This is a genomic window from Phyllobacterium sp. A18/5-2, from assembly GCF_025452215.1.
GTDB classification, from domain to species: Bacteria; Pseudomonadota; Alphaproteobacteria; order Rhizobiales; family Rhizobiaceae; genus Phyllobacterium; species Phyllobacterium sophorae.
In genome coordinates this window covers 88168-111937 of sequence record NZ_CP104967.1, presented here as the reverse complement: position 1 = coordinate 111937, position 23770 = coordinate 88168, and the positions used below count along the sequence as shown (strand labels likewise).

General features: G+C 56.9%; 15 protein-coding genes and 3 pseudogenes. 7 read left to right on the top strand and 11 right to left on the bottom strand.

Features of this window, described 5'->3' with window-relative positions:
* Positions 1-239 precede the first annotated feature (239 nt).
* Both N8E89_RS19000 and N8E89_RS18995 read left to right on the top strand, forming a co-directional pair.
* Entirely contained in the window at positions 240-1334 is a 1095-nt protein-coding gene (locus N8E89_RS19000) for a glycosyltransferase family 4 protein (RefSeq protein WP_262262780.1), read from the top strand.
* Entirely contained in the window at positions 1331-2098 is a 768-nt protein-coding gene (locus N8E89_RS18995) for a polysaccharide deacetylase family protein (RefSeq protein ID WP_262262779.1), read from the top strand. Before N8E89_RS19000 ends, N8E89_RS18995 begins: the two co-directional genes overlap by 4 nt.
* Here the strand turns inward: N8E89_RS18995 and N8E89_RS18990 are convergent.
* Positions 2095-2925, bottom strand: a complete 831-nt coding sequence (locus tag N8E89_RS18990) for an MBL fold metallo-hydrolase (RefSeq protein WP_262262778.1) — start codon at positions 2923-2925, stop codon at positions 2095-2097. The genes N8E89_RS18995 and N8E89_RS18990 overlap by 4 nt on opposite strands.
* A 216-nt stretch (positions 2926-3141) precedes the next feature.
* Here N8E89_RS18990 and N8E89_RS18985 point away from each other — a divergent pair, with 216 nt between their 5' ends.
* Entirely contained in the window at positions 3142-4917 is a 1776-nt protein-coding gene (locus N8E89_RS18985; RefSeq protein WP_262262777.1) for a metallophosphoesterase family protein, read from the top strand.
* Here the strand turns inward: N8E89_RS18985 and mntR are convergent, their stop codons facing one another.
* Positions 4918-5379 (bottom strand): manganese-binding transcriptional regulator MntR, encoded by a 462-nt coding sequence (gene mntR / locus N8E89_RS18980; RefSeq protein WP_262262776.1) that lies wholly within the window; start codon positions 5377-5379, stop codon positions 4918-4920.
* Between the two features lie 202 nt (positions 5380-5581).
* Here mntR and N8E89_RS18975 point away from each other — a divergent pair.
* Together N8E89_RS18975 and N8E89_RS18970 are read left to right on the top strand one after the other, a co-directional pair.
* A pseudogene (locus N8E89_RS18975) lies at positions 5582-6704 on the top strand (multicopper oxidase domain-containing protein).
* On the top strand, positions 6701-7903 hold the full coding sequence (locus N8E89_RS18970) for a ZIP family metal transporter (protein ID WP_262262775.1): 1203 nt from the start codon (positions 6701-6703) through the stop codon (positions 7901-7903). Before N8E89_RS18975 ends, N8E89_RS18970 begins: the two are co-directional and overlap by 4 nt.
* 47 nt (positions 7904-7950) lie before the next feature.
* Here N8E89_RS18970 and N8E89_RS18965 read toward each other — a convergent pair whose 3' ends face one another.
* The 9 genes and pseudogenes from N8E89_RS18965 to N8E89_RS18925 all read right to left on the bottom strand — a co-directional run bounded on the left by N8E89_RS18965 (position 7951) and on the right by N8E89_RS18925 (position 20984).
* Positions 7951-8415 carry a cyclic nucleotide-binding domain-containing protein gene (locus N8E89_RS18965; RefSeq protein WP_100003791.1) on the bottom strand — a complete coding sequence of 155 codons (465 nt, stop codon included), beginning with the start codon at positions 8413-8415 and terminating at the stop codon, positions 7951-7953.
* 57 nt (positions 8416-8472) lie between these two features.
* Positions 8473-11106, bottom strand: coding sequence for an ABC transporter ATP-binding protein (locus tag N8E89_RS18960; protein WP_262262774.1), 2634 nt, complete (start codon positions 11104-11106; stop codon positions 8473-8475).
* Positions 11107-11320: 214 nt separating this feature from the next.
* Positions 11321-12451: a glycosyltransferase family protein gene (locus tag N8E89_RS18955; protein WP_262262773.1), complete on the bottom strand. Its 1131-nt coding sequence runs from the start codon at positions 12449-12451 to the stop codon at positions 11321-11323.
* A pseudogene (locus tag N8E89_RS18950) lies at positions 12448-13702 on the bottom strand (glycosyltransferase). Before N8E89_RS18950 ends, N8E89_RS18955 begins: the two are co-directional and overlap by 4 nt.
* A 14-nt stretch (positions 13703-13716) precedes the next feature.
* Positions 13717-14928, bottom strand: coding sequence for a glycosyltransferase family protein (locus N8E89_RS18945; RefSeq protein WP_262262772.1), 1212 nt, complete (start codon positions 14926-14928; stop codon positions 13717-13719).
* 77 nt (positions 14929-15005) lie between these two features.
* Positions 15006-16181, bottom strand: coding sequence for an ABC transporter permease (locus tag N8E89_RS18940; RefSeq protein ID WP_113173527.1), 1176 nt, complete (start codon positions 16179-16181; stop codon positions 15006-15008).
* A pseudogene (locus tag N8E89_RS18935) lies at positions 16178-17177 on the bottom strand (ABC transporter permease). The gene N8E89_RS18940 and the pseudogene N8E89_RS18935 overlap by 4 nt, the downstream one beginning before the upstream one ends.
* A 1-nt stretch (position 17178) precedes the next feature.
* Positions 17179-19101, bottom strand: a complete 1923-nt coding sequence (locus N8E89_RS18930; RefSeq protein WP_262262771.1) for an ABC transporter substrate-binding protein — start codon at positions 19099-19101, stop codon at positions 17179-17181.
* Positions 19098-20984, bottom strand: a complete 1887-nt coding sequence (locus N8E89_RS18925) for an ABC transporter ATP-binding protein (protein ID WP_262262770.1) — start codon at positions 20982-20984, stop codon at positions 19098-19100. Before N8E89_RS18925 ends, N8E89_RS18930 begins: the two co-directional genes overlap by 4 nt.
* A 1167-nt stretch (positions 20985-22151) precedes the next feature.
* On the opposite strand from N8E89_RS18925, the gene N8E89_RS18915 reads away from it, so the two are divergent.
* Positions 22152-22715 carry a type IV toxin-antitoxin system AbiEi family antitoxin domain-containing protein gene (locus tag N8E89_RS18915; protein ID WP_262263349.1) on the top strand — a complete coding sequence of 188 codons (564 nt, stop codon included), beginning with the start codon at positions 22152-22154 and terminating at the stop codon, positions 22713-22715.
* Positions 22705-23610, top strand: coding sequence for a nucleotidyl transferase AbiEii/AbiGii toxin family protein (locus N8E89_RS18910; RefSeq protein WP_262263348.1), 906 nt, complete (start codon positions 22705-22707; stop codon positions 23608-23610). The genes N8E89_RS18915 and N8E89_RS18910 overlap by 11 nt, the downstream gene beginning before the upstream one ends.
* Positions 23611-23770: the final 160 nt, after the last annotated feature.

Sequence of the window (23770 nt, the reverse complement as noted above, 5' to 3'; positions counted from 1 at the left end):
CCGAACTGATTTCTGTCGAACTAACTTAAGCGACGAATAATGATTTGGCGAGATGGTCACATTTTGCGCAATTGCTCCTGAATAATGGCAAGACAAGGCCCGGCGCGGATGACAATTATGTGTAGTTCACACGCGCCGGCACAGCGGTTTTATCAAGCATATCCTGCTTGCAATTGCCGGCAAATGGGTGTGCAAGATTCTAGCAAGCTGCACACGTACTGATTGAATCATAAAGCAATATGCATATCGCCTTTTACGCGCCCCTCAAATCGCCCAATCATCCGGTTCCATCCGGCGACCGGCAGATGGCAAGGCTCTTGATGGCCGCCATGCAACGGGCCGGGCACAAGGTCGAGATTGCGTCAGAGCTGCGCAGCTTTACGGGCACGCCAGAGGCCGGTGCGCGCCAACAGGTGGCGTTGCAGGCGGAAAATGAGGCGAAGCGCCTGGCAACAAAGTGGCGGCAAGGCGCAAAGCCTGATCTTTGGTTCTGCTATCATCCCTATTACAAGGCGCCGGACCTGATCGGGCCGAAGCTCGCGTCGTTGTTCAATCTTCCCTATGTGACGGCGGAGGCTTCCTACTCCAGGCGGCGGGATGAAACCGGCTGGGCAGAGCTGCAATTGCTGGTGAGCGATGCGGTGCGCCAGGCAGTCGTGAATATATGCTTCACAAAACGCGATGAAGCGGGGCTTGCTGCCGCTGTTCCAGGCGTGCATCTGGCGCGGCTTGAGCCTTTCATCGACGTTTTGCCCTTTGCCAGCGAACCATCAAACCAAAACCCGCGTCGACTGGTCACGGTGGCGATGATGCGACCGGGTGACAAGCTGGAGAGCTACAGCATGCTTGCCGAAGCACTGGCTTTGATTGAGGACGTGCCCTGGACATTGACGGTGATCGGTGATGGCCCGGCGCGCGACGCGGTGTGGGCGTTGTTTGCAAAATTTAGTGCCGGGCGCGTTCAATGGCTCGGCGAAAAACCGGCGACAGAAGTCGTCCACCTTCTCTATGAAGGGGGAACCTATGTCTGGCCCGGCACGGGTGAAGCCTATGGGATCGCCTATATGGAAGCACAGGCGGCAGGATTGCCGGTGGTGGCGCAAAAGACCGCCGGGGTGCCGGAAGTGGTCAAGGATGGCGTCACCGGCACGTTGACGCCAGCGGGCGATACCCTGGCTTTTGCGCATGCCATCGCGCAGATGCTGGGTGACGGCGCACGGCGCCATAAATTGGGCCGGTCGGCGCGCCGCTTCATCTTGCAGGACCGGTCGCTGGATGTTGCATCAAGGCGGCTGGATATATTACTGCGCAACTTTACGGGGGCGGGCCTATGACAAACGATCAAGTATGGCAGCCCTTGCGCGCAGAACTTGCGCGCTGGATCCACGCCAACCGCAGCGCGCGTTTCTGGTTGCGGGATGATGATGCCGTCAAGCCGACGCCTGCGCTGGAGCGTTTGTTGACGCTTGGCCAGGAACAAAAAGTGCCGCTGACGCTTGCTGTGGTTCCACTTTATGCTTCGGACGCGCTTGCCGGGCGATTGGCGGGCGAAGCGGGCGTCAGCGTTGCCGTGCATGGCTGGTCGCATGAAAACCATGCACCAAGTTCAGACAAGAAGCAGGAGCTTGGACCGCACCGGCCGCAAAGTGTCATTCTCGGCGAGCTTCGCGATGGCTATAGCCAGCTGAAGGCACGGTTTAACGGGCAGTTTGTGCCAGTGCTGGTTCCGCCCTGGAACCGCATCGATTTGCTGCTGTTGCCCGAACTGCCGGGGCTCGGCTTTGAGGCTTTGTCGGTGTTTGGCGCCGCCAAGGCGAAACATTCAGCTTTCCTGCCGGTCATCAACACGCATGTCGACCTGATCGACTGGCACGGGACGCGTGGCTGCCGGGATCATGGCGAGCTGGTTAGGGCAATCGTTGAGGAACTGCAGCAGCGCTTTGATGGCAGCAACGAGCCGGTCGGCCTCCTCACCCATCATCTCGTCCATGATGCATCGGCCTGGGACTTTCTTAAAACGCTGTTTGCCGTGGTGGCCGAAGCGCCGGGCGGACGCTGGGTTTGCATGGGCGAATTGCTCGGCCGCCATAACCTCTAAAGATCGATAACCTGAAAATCGCGGGCAGCAAAGGCGCCGGCAAACCGCTGCCTGGACAGCCGTTCGAACGCGTCAAGCTCGTCATCGGTACGCGATGGCGCGTGGTGAAACAGCGCCAGCTTGCCGATTTTAGCTGCCTGCGCCAGAAGAACGCCGTGCTGCCAGGTCGAGTGGCCATATCCGAAGCGCCGTGGCATCTCGTCCTCGGTATAGGTGCAGTCATAGATAACAAGGTCGGCATCCTTGATGAGCTTCATCACCACAGGGTCGAGCTTTCCGGCTTCATGCTCGGTATCATAAATCAGCGCCAGCGCGCGCCCCGCCCATTCGATGCGATAGCCGATGCAACCGCCTGGATGATTGAGGCTATCGGTGCGGATGATAACGCCTTCAAACGGCTCCAGCACGTCACCGGAGCGGAAATCGCGAAAGCCGAGACAAGCCTTGCAGATTTCGGGTTCAACGGGAAACCATGGCGGTCGCATGAACTGCTTGACCATTTCGCGCGTGGTCATGACCCCGGCCAGATGCCCGGACCACACCCGCACATTCATCATCGGATTGTAGAGCGGCGCAAAATACGGCAGACCGATGATATGGTCGTAGTGGCAATGCGTGAAGATGATATCGACCTGATCAACGCCTTCCCTGGTCAGGGCTTCGCCTGCCTGGCGTACACCTGTGCCGGTGTCAAAGATCAGCTTGTGTGTGCCACACTGGACTTCGATACATGCGGTGTTGCCGCCATAGCGCTTGAACTCGGGGCCCGATACAGAGACGCTGCCACGCGTTCCCCAGAATTTCACCCTAAACACTTCGTCGTTCATGCTGATCTTTACACCCAATTCCCCGCTTTTTTCGGGTACCGTAACCAAACTGCATTCGTTATGCGAGACTTGGATTTCGATTTATTTGTCAATAACGCAATAAAAACCTGCGTGTGACCATATGTAGGCGATGGTCATCTGATTTTTAAGCTTTATGACAATTGTCACTACAAAATGTATAAGTTCGTGAACTTAGCCAGCCGGAACGCCTGATTCATGACTTCTTCGAAGTTCCCACCGATCGCGGTCATTGCCGACGCACATTTCCATGATCTTTATGGCGATTATGACTTTGCCGGCATAAAGACGGGGGCCGGCCGGATGACCGCGCGCCGGCTGACCGATACGGTGCGTTCCACCCGCGTGTTCAACGAGAGCTATGATGCGCTCAAAGCGGCGCTGGAGGCGGTGGTGGCGCGCGGTATTCGCTTCGTCATCCTGCTTGGCGACTATTCCGATGACGGCCAGGTGGCGACCCTTGGCGCGTTGCGACAATTGCTTGACGGCTATACTCGCGATCATGGGCTTGTCTTTATCGCAACCGTTGGCAATCACGATATTTTTGGCCCGAACGGTCGCCATCACGCCAAGCGCCTGCTCAACGCCGACGGCACCTATACGATCGTTGCCAGTGACGGCGGCTTCGTCGATGACGACGCGGATGGAATGGTGGTGAGCGACAAAATGTATTGCCCGGGTTATCCCGCCGCATTACAGGCACTGCCGGATATCGGCTTCTTTCGCCGCCCGGCTGACGTGCATTGGGAAACGCCATTTGGGGCGGATGATCATCCTGAAAAGCGGCTCTATTTGGTTTGTTCCAACGACGGGAAAAACCAATACAAGTTGATGGATGCGTCTTATCTCGTTGAACCGGTGGAGGGTCTTTGGCTGTTGATGATTGATGCCAATGTGTTTGAGCCGCGCAATGGGGAATTTGCGACAGGCGATGCGGGGGCGTTCATCGACAGCACCAATGCCGGCTGGAATGCCATGCGGAAACACAAGCGTTTCGTGCTCGATTGGGCAAAAGATGTTGCCGCAAGAGCAAAACGCCACGGCAAGCAGTTGCTGGCGTTTTCACATTATCCGATGCTGGATATGCTCGATGCAACAACGCACGATGAGCTTGGGCTTATCGGCAGGACAAGTTCAAGCGAGCGCATGCCTTTGCCCGATGTGGCGGGCGCGGCCATGGATGCAGGGCTGCGCATCCATTTCAGCGGGCATCTCCACATCAATGATACCGCACGGGTGGTGAAGGACGGGGGCTTCCTCGTCAATGTTGGGGTCCCATCGCTGGTTGCCTTTCCCCCGGCACTTAAGATCGTGACGCTGGATGGTGCCACCCTTGATATCGAAACATTAAGCCTGGATCACCTGCCGATTAATCCTGCCATCCAGGAGCAGTATCGCATCGAGATCAATCTAACGGGCAAGAAGGTTGGCAGGATGCTTGATGCCGACCATTACGGTCAATTCCTGTCGGAGCATGTCGATCAGCTGGTCGTATACCGCTATTTGCGGCGCGAGTGGCCGAAGGATCTGGCGCGGATCATCCCGCAGCTCAATCTCGGCGACCTGCTTGTGCTGAGCCAATGTGCGCAGCCCTTTCCTGTTGAGGATGCAGTTACGCTGATCCATGCGCAGCGCGCCCGTAACGGTGCAGTTGTGACGTTGCAGGCGCTATCTGAAGCGGGCGGTGTCACCATCGAACAGCTGGATGCAATCCCGGTTCTCGCTTTGCTTGGCGACTGGTATCGCTTGCGCATGGGCAGTGAAATGGCGCTCGATCGTATTTCACCAGAGCAGCTTCGTGCCTATCGTTTTTTGATCCTGGTCTATGCCAGCGCTGCTGCAATCAAAACCGGCGGCGCCCAGGAACGTTTCGGACGGATGCTGCGCATGATGGACCGCTACCTTTCAGGCCTGCCATCGCGCAATTTCAAGGTAAATCTTTTAAGCGGAGAGATCGTCTCTGGCCCCGATTGATCAAGGGTTGGTCTTTGCCACAAAAAGCCTGAAGGCTTCCAAGGTTTCAGGGCTCACATGATGTTCGATACCTTCGGCATCAATCCTTGCCGTTTCGAGAGAGATGCCGATAGCGCAGAGGAACGATTCAACGATTTGGTGGCGCTCACGGCTTTGTTCTGCAAGCTGTTTGCCCGTATCGGTGAGGAAGATGCCGCGATAGCGCCGCTGTTGAATATAGCCGTCGGATGCCAGCCGCTTGAGCATCTTTGCCACCGTCGGCTGCGCCACGCCAAGGCGCAGAGCGATATCGACCTGCCTGGCCTCGCCCCCGTCTTCAATCAGATCGGCAATCAGTTCGACATAGTCTTCAATCAGTTCCGTGCGGCGATTGTGACGGGTGCGGCGAAAACTCTCCATATGGGTGCTGGGATCAACAAGCAGACTGTCGCCATCGCCGCGCGCGCTATCGTCGGGTATCATCTGATCTTCACTTCCGTAAACTTTTTTGAAGCCGGTTTGCCTAAGTTAGCCCTGGCTATTCTTTCATCATATGCACCAAATTTCTACACCTTAAAAAAAGTTTGGATTTTCAAGCAGGCAAATGAGGACAGCAATTATAGCACTTGCTATAAATTGAGTACAATGCTTTAATTCATCTAGGTTGCTAATCGGAGCGGGACGGATGCTGAAATGGGCACAGACAAATCTGAGCAGACGACGTCTGTTGGGCGGAAGTATCGCAACAATCGGCGCATCAGCGATTTGTTCCAGCACTGCGAGCGCGCAGGAAGCCCATGGCAATCACGGCGGTCCGGCACCAAACGCTGACGCTGCGGCTTCTGCCCACAGGTCGGCGCATGGTGCGATGATGACGGTCGGGACCGTCGATAGTGCGCGCAACGGTTTCGATCCAACGGCAATGCTCACCGATTGGTATACCGGTGTCGTGAGCGAGCTTCCCGACGGGCGCAAACAGCGCAGCTTCGAAATCACCGTCGAAGAAAAGGAAATTGAGATCGCGCCAGGTGTGATGTTCCCGGCCTGGACCTATAATGGCCGGGGTCCCTGGGCCTGCACTGCGGGCAACGCAGGGAGACCGCCTCAAGATCACTTTGAAGAACAATGGCTCGCACCCGCATTCGCTGCATTTCCATGGAATCCATTCGGCGCGGATGGACGGTGTGCCAGGGGCCGGTGTCATCGACCCGGGCGAAGAGTTCGTTTATGAATTCGATGCAAAGCCGTTTGGCTGCCATCTTTACCATTGCCATGCATTGCCGCTGACCCGGCATCTCCACAAAGGCATGTACGGCCTGTTTGTCATTGATCCTGATCCGGCCCGTCACCCGGAGCATGTCGACGTTGCACAGTCACGCCTTCTTGGTTCGCCTGAAAACGCAAACTGGCAGGAACTGGCCATGGTGATGAATGCGTTCGACACGAATTTCGACGGCGAAAATGAGTTCTACGCATGCAACACGATCGCGCATTGTTATGCCAAGGAACCGATCAAGATCGCGCGTGAGCGGCCGGTTCGGATTTATCTGGTCAATATTACCGAGTTTGATCCAATCAATTCGTTCCATTTGCATGCCAATTTCTTCGACTATTACGATCAGGGAACGACATTGACGCCGACACTGAAGACGGTCGATCTGATCATGCAGTGTCAGGCCCAGCGCGGCATTCTTGAATTTACCTTCAAGGAAAACGAGCCGGGGCTCTACATGTTCCATGCGCATCAATCGGAATTTACCGAACTTGGCTGGATGGGCATGTTCGATGTCAGGGAGACGGTGTCATGATGCACAAACCTGTCAACGTTACCCAGCCGCGCGCGCCGGCATCGCCACGATTGTCGCATTGGCTTTGGCTGCTTGTCCCCATCGCCGTCCTGGCAATGGCAATCGTGTGGCTGTTCCAGGCAAATCCGCTGCAAAGTTTCAACAACGGCGCCCCGCCGGTTGAGAACCTGACGATCGAGCGAACGATCCTTGACCACAACGGATTGCAGCTCCTGGTGCGTGCCGGAGGCTCCGATCCGATGATGATTGCCCAGGTCCAGGTCGACGATGCCTATTGGGAATTCCAGCAAAACCCGCAGGGCCGCATTGCACGGGGCGAAACAGCCTGGATCAGCTTGCCCTTCCCGTGGGTGCTTGGCGAAACGCACAAGGTCAATTTTGTCACAAATACCGGAGCGACGTTCGAGCACGAGATCGCCGTAGCCGTGCCAACGCCGCTCGCCACCTCTTCAAGCCTGTGGGCGCAAGCAATTCTGGGTGCATTCGTTGGAATTCTTCCTGTCGCCATCGGCCTGATGTGCTATCCGGCACTGCGTGGTGCGGGCCCGGGAACGATGACGTTCCTCCTGGCGATGACGGTGGGTTTGCTGGCATTCCTTTTGATCGACACCCTGGTTGAGGCGCTGGAATTTGCAGCAAAGTCGGCGGCAATTTTCCAGGGAAGCGCCATGGTCGTGCTGGTGGCCGCGGCCAGCTTCCTCGTGTTAATGGGTATCGGGCGAAGACACGGAACACCAACGGGCCTGGCTTTGGCGACTTATATTGCGCTTGGTATCGGTCTGCACAATTTCGGCGAGGGACTGGCTATCGGCGCGGCATTTACCGCCGGTGCCGCCGGATTGGGAACATTCCTTGTCCTCGGCTTTACGCTTCACAATATCACCGAAGGTATTGGGATTGCCGCGCCGATATTGAGAAAAACGCCAACGCTCGCCGCTTTTGCAGGATTGACACTCCTGGCCGGAGGGCCCGCCGTTATCGGAATATGGATTGGCAGCCTTGCCTATGCCCCCCAGTGGACGGCAATTGCTCTGGCAATCGGGGCAGGCGCGATCGCTCAGGTCATCATCGAGGTCAGCGCTCTCATCGTGCGCTCGCGCAGTGCCGGCATTTCCGCCTTGCTTGCACCTTCAACATTTGGCGGTCTGGCTGCGGGCGCCAGCTTCATGTACATCACTGCCATGCTCGTCAAAATCTGAAAATCGGCATGGGGTGAGCCATAGGCCGCCAAAGCGTCGACAGGCAGCTACTTTGCTGCCTGTTTCTGTTTGCTGCGCGCCTCGCTAAGTTCCGTGGTCGTATGGCTGAGGCGGTCGGCAAGCACCCGCATGATTTCGATCGTCATTTCCGGGTAATCGCTCAAAAGTTTGAGGAAATGGTCCTTGCTGATGCGCAGCGCTTCCAGGGCCGAATTTGCTCTGACGGTCGCGGTCCGTGATACATCGCATAAAATGGCAATTTCACCGACGATGGAATCGTGCTCGATCTCGGCGACCTTGATTTCGCCGCTCGGTGTGTCCGACAAAATATCGGCTGCACCGGTAAGGATGACGTAGGCCGCATCGGCCGGATCGCCCTGGCGGAACAATGTCTGGCCTGCCTTGTAGCTGACGCGATCGGATGTAAAGGCCAGAAGCTTCAGCTTGGCTGGCGCAACCCCAGAAAACAGCGGCACGCGCCGCAACATCTCGACTTCATCTTTCAGCAACATAGACGTCCACTATCCCCCTTTTGCGCCATCCAGGTTCCCCGCCTTTGTGACAGCTTGTTATGACACCAGTTCTTTAAATATACCGTTTTTCTTCAAAAGAGTCGCGTGCGTTCCATCTTCGACCAAAGTCCCCTTGTCGAAGACAATCACCCGGTCGAACAGATTGGCAAGGGCCGTATTGGAAAGCACCCAGATGATTGCCGGGGCATGGCCTTCTTGGTGCAAATTCTCCATGATATTGTGGGTGATCTGATCCTGCACGCGCTGGTCGAGGGCCGGCATAGGGCGGTTGAAGATCACATAATCGGCCCGCTTGAGCAATGCGCGTGCGACGTTGAGTTTTTGCCGCTGCACATTGGTCAGCCGTTTGCCGCCTGAGCCAACGTCGAAATCCATGCCGATGGAGAGCACACTTTCAAACAGGTCGAGGCGGTCGAAGATATCGCGCAGGATCGTGTTGACGCGTTCCGAACTGTCGGCCTGTGTGAAGCCGATCCGGCCGAAAAGAACATTGTCCATCAAGCTTGCAGAAGCGATGAACTGCTCTGGATCATAGCGTTCAATGACAGCCTTGAGGTCATCGGGCAGGTTGTTGTGGAACCTTTCACGGGCATCGACGATCTTTGCCATGAGTTTATCATTGAGAAGACCAAAGCGGTGTCTGGGTTCAATATAGGAAAAGCTCAGGCGAATGATGCTTGTGCGTTCATCCGACGAGGCGGCCTCGATGCCGTGGCCCTTAAGCTTTTGCAGCAGCTGCTGATAGAGCGGGATATCATCTGCGGTCATGAAGGTCAGTTGCTGGAAAAACGGATGGTCTGGCGGCAAGTCCTGGAACAGTTCCACCGCATTCTCGGCGATCTCAAGGCCCATCGTATAAAGATCGATCAACAGATCGTTTTCGCGCAGGACCGCGCGAAAGTAGGGATGGGCGGCCAGTTTGCGATTGGTCATCATCGGCCGCTTCATCGATCCGAACAGAAGGTTTTCGCCAACGGTGGCCTGCGCATTGTAGGCGTTGAGCTTGAATGGCACGACGAGGTCGTCAAGGTCCTCTTTCTTCAGACGCTTGCGCAAAGCCTGCCGCAACTCGACGATCCGGTCGGTCAGATCGGCATGGGCGGCAGTATCGACCGTCGAGCGCAGCGCCATATCGAGAATGTCCTGCGAGATCAGGACGGCATCGAGCACGGGACGCACGACCTTGAAAAGATCGTCGGGACCGGTCACACCAGCGGAGGCGTAGTCCACCCAGTCGCTGTTAAGATCCAGCTCCGGATTGCCGGCGCGGCGTGCCTCATTGATGTTCCACTTGTAGTATGCGGCGCTCTTTCCTTCATATTCGACCTTGGTCAGCGGGGCGTGCTTGAGGCCATAAAGGAGATTATCCCTGAGCGTTCCATGGAAGAAGTAAGTATCGGAGGCGGCATAGCCAATTCGCCTCCCGGTGACCGATTCCGGCAGTTCAAGGATGTCCTTGCCATCAATGGTGATGCGGCCCTGCTCGGGCCAGATGAGCCGGGCAAAGGCCTCGGCCAGATATTCCGCGCCGCTGCCACCACTGCCAACGATAGCAACGGTCTCGCTGGGGTTTATCTCCAAAGAAACATGGCGCAGCAGCGGCGCGCCACTGTCGTCGGAAAGTGTGAGGTTGACCGCCTGCAAGGAATGTTCAAGACGGCTGACCGCTTCGGGCATCAAAGCCTGAATTCGCGGATCGACGAGACGCTCGACGTTGAACTGTTCGACGACCTGCGCATATTTCACCTGCACATCCTGGCGTGCCTGGTCCCAGTCAATCAATTCCTTCAGCGGGCCAGGCAGATCCTTGTAGGCGTTGATGACGGCCACAAGCTGACCGATATCCAGACGGCCCTGCAATGCGAGAAAACCGCCAATCGAATAGAACAGGAAGGGCGTAACCTGCGCCAGGAAATTGTTGATGAATTTGACCAGAAATTTCCACTGGTAAAGATCGTAACGGATGGAGAAAATCAGGCCCAACCTCGCGGCGATATCGGCGCGTTCGAAATTCGACGTGTCATTGCCGTGAATGGTGCCGATGCCGTCGACGATTTCGCCAACGCGGCCCGACAATTCGCGTGCCGTCAGCTGGCGCTGGCGGCCAAGTTCAAGCAATCGCTTGCGCATGCGCGGGATCACAACGCCCTGGATGGCGACGATGCCCGCAGCAATCATGCCAAGCCAGAAATTTTGCATGATGATGAAGACAAGCGCAGTCAACGCCTGGCCGCCAAGCAGGGCTGGCTGGACAAAGGCATCGCCGGTAAAGCCGCCCATCGGCTCCACCTCATCTTTGATCATCGTGGCGATTTCGGCTGACTTTACCCGCTTGAACTGGCCGGGCGGGAAACGCAAAACCCGGTCGATTAGTTCAAAGCGAATGCGCCGCAACATGCGCTCACCAAGGCGGCCCTTGTATGTGTTGATATAGAGCTTGAACAGACCGTTGATGATGACCAGCAACAGGAACACCAGGCTGAGCGCCATCAGCATCTGAAAGCGGGTGAGCTCGAGCCCGTTGAAAAACACCACATTGCCGATATAGGGAATATCGTACTGGATGCGCATGAAGGTCTGCGTGGCGCCGGGCGCGTCGAACCCCATACCCTGAATGGGACCGTTTACGATCTGTTTCGGCAGATCGAAGGACAGGAAGTATGGAATCATCGACACCGCCACGACACACAGAATCCAAATCTGCTGAAGTCGTGTGTTCGACCAGATATAACGTCCTAGACTTTTTCCATGGATAACCGCGCGCTGTGAAACAGCCAAGAATTTCAATCATTAAAACGTTTGAAGACCCCATGGACGAACTCCATGATCCATTGGCCCAAGCCTACAGCATCCAAGCCATGAACGCTATATGATGTGGGTGTCGTTAGAGAAGCCCGCGCAAGACCGCCGCTGTGCGCTGTGCGCCGTTCAAATCCAGCTTGTGTCCATGAGGTTTGACCCGGGACAAGGCTGCCGCAACCGCTTCACAAAGAATGTCGGCGTCAAGGCCGTTTTCCGGCAAAGCGATAGCCAGGCCAAGCGCCTCCAGGCGCGTGGCGCGCACGCTTTGTTCAGTCTCGCCGCCGGCGGTGAACGGGATGAGAATCGAGCGGCATTGTGCCTGTAGAATATCGCAGACCGTATTGTAACCCGCCTGTGAAATCGACAGCTTCGCGCCCTTGAGCAAAGACGGAAAATCGTTTCGAAAGCGCACGAGCGTGACATTGTCCGGCGCGTGCCGAGAAAGAGCGGTAAAATCGCTCTCCGGTAGATTTGGACCGGTTATCAGGCACCACGATCCGCTAAAGGCGGAACGTTTGGCCGTCTCCAGAGCCGAGCGGACAAGATCCAACCCGACGGCGCCGCCCCCGGCCGAAACGACGATGTCATATGCGTCGGCAGGCGGGGCGGGAGCCGCACCGGCAACAAGGCCGGTATAGATGATCTTGGTGGCAATTTCGCCCGCCAGCGGAAACGTATCGGGCAGCGTGATGAAGGACGGATCCCCATGGACGAGCACATGATCGAAATGTGCCTTGATGAGACAGACCGTCTCTTTATCGCGGCCCGCCTTTGTGCGCTCCTGCAGGATGTCGCGGAGCGACGTCACAAGCATTGGCCGTGGTGACGCGGCTGAAATTGCGTCAAGCAAAGGCAAGAGCTCGAACCGCATTTGCCGGCGTCCAAAGGGAAAAGCTTCCAGGATGACAATGTCCGGGCAGGCCGCATGGAATGCCTGAAGCAGAAGATCGCGGCGGCGGTGCAAAAACGCTTCATCGACCGGGTTGCCAAATTGGTCGGCAAGGCCTGAAAAACTTGCGTTGCCGGCAAGAACCGCAGGCAGCGCAACGGAGCGGACACCGGGACCTGGAAAACCCGGAACCTGCGATCCACCGGTGACAACCGTCACGTCGAAATTGTCCTCGGCAAGAGCTGCGGCAATGCGGCTGGCACGCGCGAGATGGCCAATCCCCAAAAGGTGTTGGACATAGAAGAAAACGCGCGGTGCGGTCATGCTTTTTGCCACTCGCTTTCGAACAGGCGCGTGAGCTGGCGGATGCTGGAATTATGGTCGAAATGCGCTCGCACGCGTGCCTCGGCAGCTTGTCCAAGCCGGTGGCGCAGATCAGGCTGGCGAATGGCGTGTTCAAGTGCGACGGCGAGAAGGCGCGGGTCTTCGGGCGGAACGACAAAGCCGTTTTCGCCGCCGGTCAACAGTTCCGGAATTCCAGAAATATTGGTCGAGACGCAGACAAGGTTTTGGCTCGAGGCCTCAACCAGCACATTGGGAAGCCCATCACGATCGCCATCGGCGGCAACACGGCAGGCAAGGGCAAACAGATCCGCACTGCGGTAATGCGCAAGCACCTCTTGTTGGGCAAGCGCGCCCTTCCAGGTAATTTTGTCGGTAATGGCGAGCTTTTTCCGCCAATGGCTTGAGCTTTGCCAGCTCGTCGCCGCCGCCAATATGGGTGAAGTGCCAATTGAGATTGGCTGGCAAAAGCGCAAGAGCGTGAAGAAGGATGTCATAGCCCTTCTTGGGAACGGCACGGCCAACGCTCAAAATCTGCACCGGATCCGACCTGCTGGAGCCGTCGCGGCTGGAGCGAAGCGTATCAAATTGTCCAAAGCGCGCCAGGTCAAGACCGTGATAGCTCAGATGAACCCGATCCTTGCGTTTGGTGAGTTGACGCATGTGCTCGAACCCCGAACGCGTACAGGTGACGCTCCAGCGGGCCGACTCGAGTTTGTCCGTCAGCTCCCAATCCGGCGACGTCCAGATGTCCTTGGCATGGGCCGAGCAGGTCCATGGCACGCCGGTGATGATGCTGGTATAGGCCGTGACTGAAGCGGGGGTGTGGATGAAATGCGCATGCAGCCATTCAGCGCAATCCGGCCATTCGTGCGCCAGCACCAGCGCCTGGCCAAGGCGGCGAAAGCGATTGCGCGAAACATCACGGCGCAGATCCGCCCAAAATCGCTTGATGAGTGGCTTGAAGTTCGGCTTTTTCCAGCAAGCAACAAGGGCGCGCAACACCCGCAGTGGTTCGTCGTGCAGATATTCCGGCAAATAGACGACGCGGGCCTTGATCTCGTCATGGATGGGATGACGCTTCTTGTCGGTCGGCTTGCGCATGGAGATGAGCGTCAGGTCAAAACCGGCGCGCTCCAGCCCCAGCAACTCCTGGGCAATGAACGTTTCGGACAGACGCGGATAACCCTTCAGAACGACGAGGGTTTTGCGGCGTATGAGTGGAGCGTGCATGCTTGAGCCAGATACTATTCCGCGACGGCAGGAAGTGGCTGCTCGCGTTCGTCAAGCCAATCGCCGACGATTTCGGAAATATGGACCAGGCCCTCCAGCCGCATGCCTTCACCCTTGCCGGTTTGGGATGGTGGTGCGCGCTCCGGCAGGCGTTTGAGCACTTGCGCCAAGCGCAAAGGATCCTCTGCCTCTTCGGGCAGCAGCATCTCGATCAGACCAAGTTCTGAAGCGCGTTGCGCGCGGATCAGTTGCTCCTCGCGCGGTGCAATACGCGGCACGATAAGCGCTGGCTTGTCGAAGGACAAAATCTCGCAATAGGTGTTGTAACCACCCATGGCGACAACGGCCTTGGCGCCGGCGATGAGTTCTTCCATGCGGTTATCGAATTCGATGACCTGGATATAGGGAATCTTACTGCCCTTCCTCACCAGCTTGGCCCGTTGCTTGGCCGGCATATAGGGACCAAGCACGATGAACGCCTTGTGTTGAAGCGTCGGATCCTGCTGGTAGGCATGGATGACGTTGTGGACGAGATCTGCCCCGTCGCCGCCGCCGCCGGTTGTCACCAGAATATAATCACCTTCTGGAACATGGCTGGGAGCATGGTCTTGTGACAGGCTGCGCTGCAGGAAACCGACAAACTTCATCTTGTCGCGGACGCTCGCCGGCACATGCAGATCCACGAAGGGATCGTAGAAATCCGGCGGTCCATAAACCCACACATTGTCATAGAGCTCATCGATCTTGTGCATCACATTGTTATTCTTCCACTCGGCTTCGAGCAGATGCGGTGCATCCATGACTTCGCGAAGACCAAGCACGAGTGTCGTGCCGCGCGATTTCAGGTAGGCAAGCGTTTCCTCGACCTCGCCCTTCAGGCCCATCGGTTCCTTGTCGACGATAAAGATGTCGGGCTGAAATGTCTCGGCGGTGTGGCGGATAATCGATTGGCGCATCTTTAGGGTTTCATGCAGATCGATATGGCGGGCAAGCGAGGTGTACTCGCCATTTCGCAGCTTGATCACGCTTGGCACCTTCACGAAATCAACACGCGCACGATAGTCGAATGCTCCGGCGATGGTCGCGCCGGAGATAATCAGAATATTGAGCCCGCGATAGTCCTCTACGAGCGAATGAGCGATTGTCCTGCACCGCCGCAGATGGCCAAGGCCAAAGGTGTCGTGGCTGTACATCAAGATCCGTGCATCTTCAAAACGCCGCATCATGGTCAAAACCCTCTGTTTTGCGGGTTGACCCGCGCAGTGCACTTGAAACAGCCGTGAGTATGCTAATTTAACGGACTCTATCTGTATGGATCGGCGGCATCGCGCAACCCATCTCCCAAGAAATTGAACGCCAGGATAACAAGAATTACCGGAATCATCGGGAACAGCAGCCAGGGATAAAAGGCAATGACACTGACGCTGCGCGCTTCGGTGAGCAAAATACCCCAACTGGTAATGGGCGGCCTTAGCCCAAGACCAAGGAAGCTCAACGCCGTTTCGCCCAGTATCATGCCGGGAATGGAAATGGTCGCCGTCGCGATCAGGTGCGACATAAATCCAGGGACGAGGTGGCGTCCGATGATGCGTCCGCTTTTTGCCCCCATCAGCTGCGCCGCCAAAACATAGTCTTCCTCACGCAAGGCCAGAAGTTTGGAGCGCACGGAACGGGCAAGCCCGGTCCAGTCGAGCATCCCCAAAATGATGGTGATGCCAAAATAGATCAGGATCGGGCTCCAGGTTACCGGCATAACCGCCGCCAGCGCCATCCATAGCGGCAAACTAGGCAAGGATTGCAACACCTCGATGACGCGTTGCACCAAAAGGTCGAACAGACCGCCGTGATAGCCGGCAAGCCCGCCAATGATGATGCCCAGAACGAAACTGATGGTGATGCCGATCAGCCCGATTGTCAGCGAAATGCGGGCGCCATAAATGATGCGCGACAAGACATCGCGTCCCAGCCGGTCAGTGCCCAGCAGGAACATCTGGCCGTCCTTTGCCGGGCACACGAGATGGATATTGCTTTCCACAAGCCCCCAGAAGCGATAGCTGTCCCCCCGGCATAAAAAGCGGATCGGTTGCACATCGTTTTTATTGTCCGTGTAGTTGCGCTTTAAAGAGTCGATGTCGAGCTGCATGGTTCGGCCATAGACAAATGGCCCGACAAGCCTGCCTTCATGGAAAAAATGCACCCGCTGCGGCGGCGAATGGATGAAATCCACATTGCGCGTGTGCAGATTGTAGGGCGCCAGAAACTCGGCAATGATGATCATGCCGTAGAGCAGCAGCAGAAAAATGCCGGATGCCAGGGCCACCTTGTGTCGTTTGAATTTCCACCACATCAGCCGCGTTTGCGATGCAAGATGGATTTTCGCCTGTTCGTCGGTCATCACCTCGACCGACATCGGATCGAACGGCGCCGTCGAGACATAGTGCTGCAAGGGCGCGCCGGGGGAAGGAAGCGGCGCCGTCACTTGGTGCTCCTGCCAGCAAGACGAATGCGCGGGTCAAGAAAGGCAAGCGCGATATCCGATATCAGCACGCCGATGACCGTCAGGAATGCCAGGAACATCAAGAAGGAGCCTGCAAGATACATATCCTGGCTTTGCAACGCTTTGATCAGCATCGGTCCGGTGGTTTCCAGCGAAAGGACGATCGCGGTGATTTCGGCGCCCGATATGATCGACGGCAAAATGGAGCCGATATCGGAGACGAAAAAAATTCAACGCCATGCGCAGCGGATATTTGACCAGCGTGCGGAACGGATGCAGCCCCTTGGCGCGCGCAGTCATGACATATTGCTTCTGCAGTTCATCCAAGAGATTGGCGCGCAGCCGCCTGATCATGCCCGCTGTCCCGGCTGTGCCAACGATGATGACCGGAATCCACAGATGGGAAAGGATTGATCGCGCCTTTTCCCAGCTCATGGGCTCATTGAGAAATTTCTGGTCCATCAAATGGCCGATGGAGGTGCCGAACCAGATATTGGCGAAATACATCAAGATCAACGCCAGCATGAAATTTGGAATGGCGATCCCAAGGAGACCCAAAAAGGTAAGGCCGTAATCGCTCCAGCTATACTGGTGGGTCGCCGAATACATGCCGATGGGAAATGCGATCAGCCATGTGAACAAAATGGTGACAAAGGAGACAAGGATCGTCAGCCACATCCGGTCCCCGACCACTTCACTGACCGGTAGCTGATACTCGAAGGAATAGCCAAAATCGCCGTGCAGCATGCCGCCAAGCCAATGAAAATAGCGCAGAACAGGTGGCTGATCGAACCCGTATTGATGGCGTAGTTCTTCCAGATCCTGCATGTTCACGGTTTCGCCCTGAGCCTGCATTTCGGCGATCTGGCTGTCCAGAAAATTTCCGGGCGGCAATTCGATGATGACGAAGACAAGAGCGGAGATGATCAGCAGTGTGGGGATCATGGCGGCGATGCGCCACAGAATGTATTTCAGCATTCTAGGCCTGCTCCTCGCTCAACCAGAACGTGTCAGGCATATAAATCCCAAAATAGGAGGTTGGATCGAAGCCATAGAGCCCGTTTTTGGGAACGTTCTGCAAGCGGTCCGACCGAAGGATTGGCTGCAAGGTCCCATTGACGAGGCCGATGGAAAAAACCTGGCTCGTGAAGATTGCCAGCATTTTATGCCAGATAGCGGTGCGCTCGGCCATGTGGGCAGTTTCCCGCCAGCTGTTTTGCAACTTGATCAGCTCTGCCGCTTCAGGCAGATCCGGTGCCTGGCCATGTTGGCCGAGCGAGAGATAGTGCATGCCCCACAGCGGCCATTGCAGCTGATCGTCCGATGTCGGGGCCAGTTGCTGCGGGTTCATGTCGGCGGTTGCAACGCCATTTTCGATCCCGTACCAGATGGACATCATGATGTGGCCGGCCTGGGCGCGGCTGCGGAAAATATCGCGTTGCGAGGTGCGGATGAACAGCGCAATACCGATCTTGCGCCAATGGTCGGTGACCAGCTCAAGAACATCCGTATCAACGGTGCTTTCGCCTGGTGTTTCAATGGTGATTTCCGCCGGGCGGCCATCAGGAAGCAGCCGAAGGCCGTCATCATTGCGATTGTTAAGACCGGCCTCGTCGAGCAGGGCATTTGCCTTATGCGGGTCATGATCAATCCATGCTTTGGCATATTCCGGCTTGAACAGGGGGCTTTCGGGCAAAACGGTGTCGGCGCTGGGTTTTCCCAGGCCGTAAAACACCGCCATATTGATTTCGTGCCTGTCGATGGCAAGCGAAAGCGCGCGCCTCACGCGCACATCACGCAGCAGCGCGCGCCAGACTTCATCCCCGCAATTGAGATTGGGCAGGATTGCCACGCGCGAGCCGCGTGTCATTTTCCACAAATCGACCTTGACCGGATATCGGTCCTCGGCATCTTTTAGGAAAGTATAGTCGGCAAAATCAATGCCTGTCGCCTGCAGATCACTTTCCCCGGCGCCAGTCTTGGCCGGGATGATGGATGAAGAACTGACATTGAGCACAAATCGGTCGATATAGGGCAATTGCCGGCCGTTTTCATCGACACGATGAAAGAACGGGTTGCGCTCAAAGACAAATTGTTCTGCCGGGGGCGCTGTCGTATTTCGCCATGGGTAGAGCGTTGGAAGTTCAGGGTTTTCCGGCCGATATTCGCGCGACATCTTGATGTGGAGGTCGGCCCACTTCTTCACCCGGTTTTCCTTCATCAGCGCGGAAAGCCTGAATTCGTCCTGATAGTTCTTATGAAATTGCTTCAAATAGGCGGATGGTCCGACGATGATCAGTGGTTGCGGGCCGGCAAGGCCTGGCAGGAAATTCGGATTTGGCCTTTCCCAGGTGTAGCGGACCGTCAACGCATCGAGAACCTCGAAGCGTGGCAGCTTTCCATCGACGCGCAGATCAAGTGAGCCGCCGCCTGGCGTCAGATCCTTGTTGAGCAGGACGTCATCCCACCAGTAACGGAAATCATCTGCGGTCAAAGGCGAACCGTCCGACCATTTATGGCCGTCGCGGAGCGTGAAGGTAAAGACGGTATCGTTCTCAGACTGGAATGCTTCAAGGATATCCGGTTGCATGACAAGATGCTCGTCATAACCAACGAGCCTCGCGTAGCCGTAGATCGTCATCAGGCGGACGTCTTTCCCACTGCCAATGATCGTGCGGACCGTGCCGCCATATCGGCCTGGCGTCCGCCCCATCGTTTTCAGACCGACAATACGCGGGCGCTTCGGCAGGCGCTCGTTAAGCGGGGGAATACTGCGCGCTTTCAGCCGGTCATCCAAATATTCCGGCTCAAGTTCGCGATCGGCGGCGCGCGTCAGACCCGGTAGTGCACAGCCAAGGGCACTAAGGCCAACAGTACCAAGAACAGTACGGCGCGTTATCACGAGCGTAACTCCCGAGGATCGACATTACGCCTTGCAAGGACCAGATGTCCATCGCCAAGGTCTGCTGGTGCAAGCGGCCGGTCACTGCCATCGGTGGAGAATTGCGGACCCCAAGCTCTTTGATCGGATGCGCCGCTGGCCTGCAAGGTCTCGAAATCAAGCGGCCGATCAAGATCGGGGAAAGGCACGGCTGCAAGAAGTGCCCTTGTATAGGGATGGACTGGGTTGCGCAGGATAATCTCTCTTGGTGCGATTTCCACGATACGCCCACCGCACATGACCGCAATACGGTCGGCCATATAGTCGACGACCGCAAGGTTGTGGGAAATAAACAGATAGGTCAGTCCGAGCTGCTTTTGCAAATCCTTGAGAAGATTGAGGATTTGCGCTTGCACCGACACATCCAGTGCCGAGACGGGTTCATCGCAGATCAGCAATTGTGGCCCCAATGCCAAGGCGCGAGCGATGCCGATACGCTGACGCTGGCCACCAGAAAAGCTGTGCGGATAACGGTTGAGGTAGCGCTGATCGAGCCCGATCGCCGACATCAGCCCCCGCACCTTCTCAAGACGGTAGTCGCTGTCGCCACGCCCATGAATTTCCAACGGCTCGCTGAGGATATTCTGCACGGTCATGCGCGGGGACAAAGAGGAGACTGGATCCTGGAATACCATCTGGATTTTGGTGCGAAGCTCCATGAGCGCATCACCCTGTGCGGCCAGGACGTCGATCTTGCCGCTGCCATCATCGAAGCTAACGGCGCCGGTGTCGGGTGTAACCGCCCGCATCAATATTTTGCTGACCGTGGTTTTCCCGGAACCGCTTTCACCGACCAGGCCAAGGCATTCACCCCGATAAATGTCGAAGCTGACTCCATCGACGGCCCGAACGAGTGTCTTGTCCTTGCCGCCGAACAGGCCGGACTTGCGCGTGGTGAATGTTTTGGTCAGATCGCGAACGGATACAAGTACCTCCGGAGCATTCTCGACCCGTTTCTTCTTGGCCCAAAGCGTCTCTGAATTGACCGGCACTTCACGAAGGGCCTTCAGTCTTTCGCCGGGCTTCATGTCGAAGTGTGGAACGGCCGCCATGAGGCCCTTCAGATAGGGGTGCTGCGGCCTGCGGAAGATCGCATCGACGGGGCCCGCCTCCATGATCTCGCCGTGATAGATCACAACTACCTCGTCTGCCACATTGGCGACGACACCAAGATCATGCGTGATCAGCAGCATAGCCATATTGAGCTTGTGCTGAAGGTCGCGCAGCAGCTCGAGAATTTGCGCCTGGATGGTCACGTCGAGCGCCGTTGTCGGTTCATCGGCAATCAAAAGGGCTGGCCGGCAGATGAGCGCCATGGCGATCATGGCGCGTTGGCGCATGCCGCCAGACAACTCGAATGGATACATGTCGTAGGTGCGGCTTGGCTTGGCAAAACCCACAAGGCCGAGCATGTCTTCGGTTTGCGCGCGCCGTTCGTCTTTCGTTGCGCTGGTATGGATCGCCAGCACTTCGCTGATCTGGTTACCGACGGTATGCAGTGGCGACAGGGACGTCATCGGTTCTTGAAAGATCTTGGCCATTCGGCTGCCGCGCAGGGCCCTGATCTCCTCGCCATCGCGCGACAATTGCAAGATATCCGTGGTCTTGCCGTCCAGAGGGTCGGTGAAGAGAATTTTTCCGGTGACTTTTCCCGTGTTGGGCAAAATCCCCATGACGGATTGACTGATGACCGACTTGCCCGAGCCGGATTCACCGACAAGTGCGGTAACTTTTCCTGGCAGAACGCGCAGATTAACGCCTTTGACGACGTCCATACGTCCACCGAGCATTGAAAATGAAATGCCCAGATTTTCGATACGCAACAGATCAGATCCTGACTTCATGCCAGCCAATTATTTTCCCATAGCGTATCGTTGTCGCCCATTGAAATTGAGACTATCGCACCGCATACGGGGAGTCTAGCGGGGTGCGCTTGCGCCTTTGGTATGATCTGCTCTACGCCTTGGAAAAACGCCGGGAGGCGGACCATGCTACTAATGTCTTACGTGAGGCGTTTCTTGATGAGCAAGCCGGAGAAACTGACGACTGTTGATCAACCAAGGTCGCGTTGGTTCTGCCGCCTGCTATTGCAAGCAGCGGCATTGGGGCACAAACGTCAAAGGTGTTCTGCTGACAAGAGGGATGGTCGAAGTTTGCCTGCGCTTGATGGCACGTTGTCCGCCAGTTGAATTCCGGCGCTGAAAACAATTCGATTGCCGCAACGGCATTCCGATGCCGAATGTTGGTGTAACCTGCCTTGCAAGCTCTGCGCGTGCCTTGATATCTAAGTGCGGCATCGCCTTGCTCATGACGCATACTCCAAAAACACCCATGGAGGACTAAAGGATGTCTCTCTACATCGCGACAATGACGTTGATGCTCTGGCCGTAAAGGTTCAGCAACTGACAAAGGCACCAAACAAAACCGAGGCCGTCAGGCGCGCCTTGTAGAACGAACTGGCCCGCGCCCGAGAGGCTCTACCCTTGAAGGTCCGCATTAACGAGATTCAGGACGATGTGAAGGCGAGAATGGGACCAAACAGGCCAGACTTCGACATGCAGAAGTACATCGATGAAATGTGGGACGTTTAATGTTCTTGGATGCCTCGACTATTGTTGCGATTTGCGCGGATGACGAAGACGCCCCCGCCCTTGATTGATCAGGCGCAGCATTCTGGCCGCACAAACATTTGAGGGCAGAGGCGGAGTCCATCGGGACGAACTGGCGGGAGCCATTCGGGCCGAGCGTGCCCAATCCGTCGCTGGAATTGTCGCGAAGCTCCATGCTGTTCTGCTGAGATTTGAGGACGGCGGTCCCCGCGACGAACCGCCATGGCCGCAAAATCCGGTCGATTCTGATGGATCTCACACCCGCCCTGAACATGGGTGTTTTTCAGAGGGGAATGTGTTAAAACCTCTGCTGTTATGAGTCTCGGCAGAGGAAACATCACGGAAGTGGACACGGCTGGCACCCAACGGGCTCGCGCACTGGAACTCCTGAAAGCCCGGCATATGCTGCGGCTGAAGGATTTCGCCGCGCACGGCATTGGCTCAGAGACGCTCGCGCGTCTCGTACGAGATGAAGAAGTCGTTCGTCCGGCGCGCGGCCTCTACCAGCTTCCCGACGCTGCGGCCGACGCACGACATGTCCTGGCCGAGGCATCGGCGCTTGTGCCGAAAGGGATCGTCTGCCTGACCTCGGCGCTGCAATTTCATGAGCTGACGCTGCAGATGCCGTCGGCGGTCTGGATGGCCATCGATCGAACGGCTTGGCGCCCTAAGATCGACTATCCGCCTATCCGTTTCGTACGCTTCACCGGCGCCGCTCTCACCGAGGGCGTCGAACGGCATCGCATCGAGGGGGTCGAGGTGCCGATCACAAATCCGGCGCGCTCGATCGTCGATTGCTTCCGCTATCGGACGAAAGTCGGCCTCGATGTTGCGATGGAGGGGCTGCGCGAGGGGCTCCGGCGGCGCAAGACCACAAGTGACGAACTCTGGGCTTATGCGAAGAGGGCCAGAATCTGGTCGACCATGCGACCCTATGTCGAAGCGACGGTGGCTGATGGCGGGTGAACCGAAGAAAAATGTCGGGGCATCGGTGCGCGCCCGGCTCCTGGATCGGTCTCGCGCGGAACGCACGGACTTTCAGATCCTGTTGACGCGCTATGCGCTCGAAAGGTTCCTGTACCGGCTGAGCCTATCCGCGCATCGCGACCGCTTCATCCTCAAGGGCGCGATGCTGTTCGTTGCCTGGGTCGCCGACCCTTTTCGGCCAACGCGGGACCTCGACCTGCTGGGGTACGGCGAGAACAGTCCTAGGGCCATCGCAGAGACTTTCCACGCTATTTGCACACAGCCGGTCGAGGATGACGGTGTTGTCTTCGACCTGGACGGGCTCGAAGCCGCGCCGATCCGAGAAGAAGTCGAGTATGGCGGCGTTCGCGTCCGCACCACGGCCACCATCGCAGGCGCCCGCATTCCGATCCAGGTGGACATAGGCTTCGGCGACGCCGTCACCCCGGGACCGGTCGATATAGAATATCCATCGTTGCTCGATGCGCCGGCGCCGCGCCTTCGAGCTTATCCGGTCGCAACCGTGATCGCCGAGAAATTCGAGGCGCTGGTGACACTCGGCATGGCGAATAGCCGCCTGAAGGATTTCTACGATCTTTGGCTGATCGCCGAAACGTTCGAGCTTGAGCGGTCCACCCTCGCGGAGGCCGCGCGCCAGACTTTCGCTAGAAGAGGGACAGATTTTCGGAAGGAGAGGCCGATGGGTCTCAGTGATGCCTACGCCGAAGTGTGGGATCGGCAATGGCGGGCGTTTCTCGGACGCGAACGTATGGCCGCTGCGCCGCCACGTCTGGCTGCTGTAGTGACGGACCTCGGGCGGCTTTTACTGCCCCTGATGGCGCAGACTGACGGCGATTGGCGTTGGAAGCCGCGTGAGGGATGGATTCAATCGTAACCAAATGCTGGACGGAGCCCTCAGACGCGTAGCGGAGGGGTGACGAGGGCGGTGGAAACATCAACTATAGCCCAAAGCTTGTGGGTGGAGCCGCGCTTACAGCGGAAGAATTGGAAACATCGTCCGATGAAAAAGCTAGTCGGATCAGATCCATCGGACG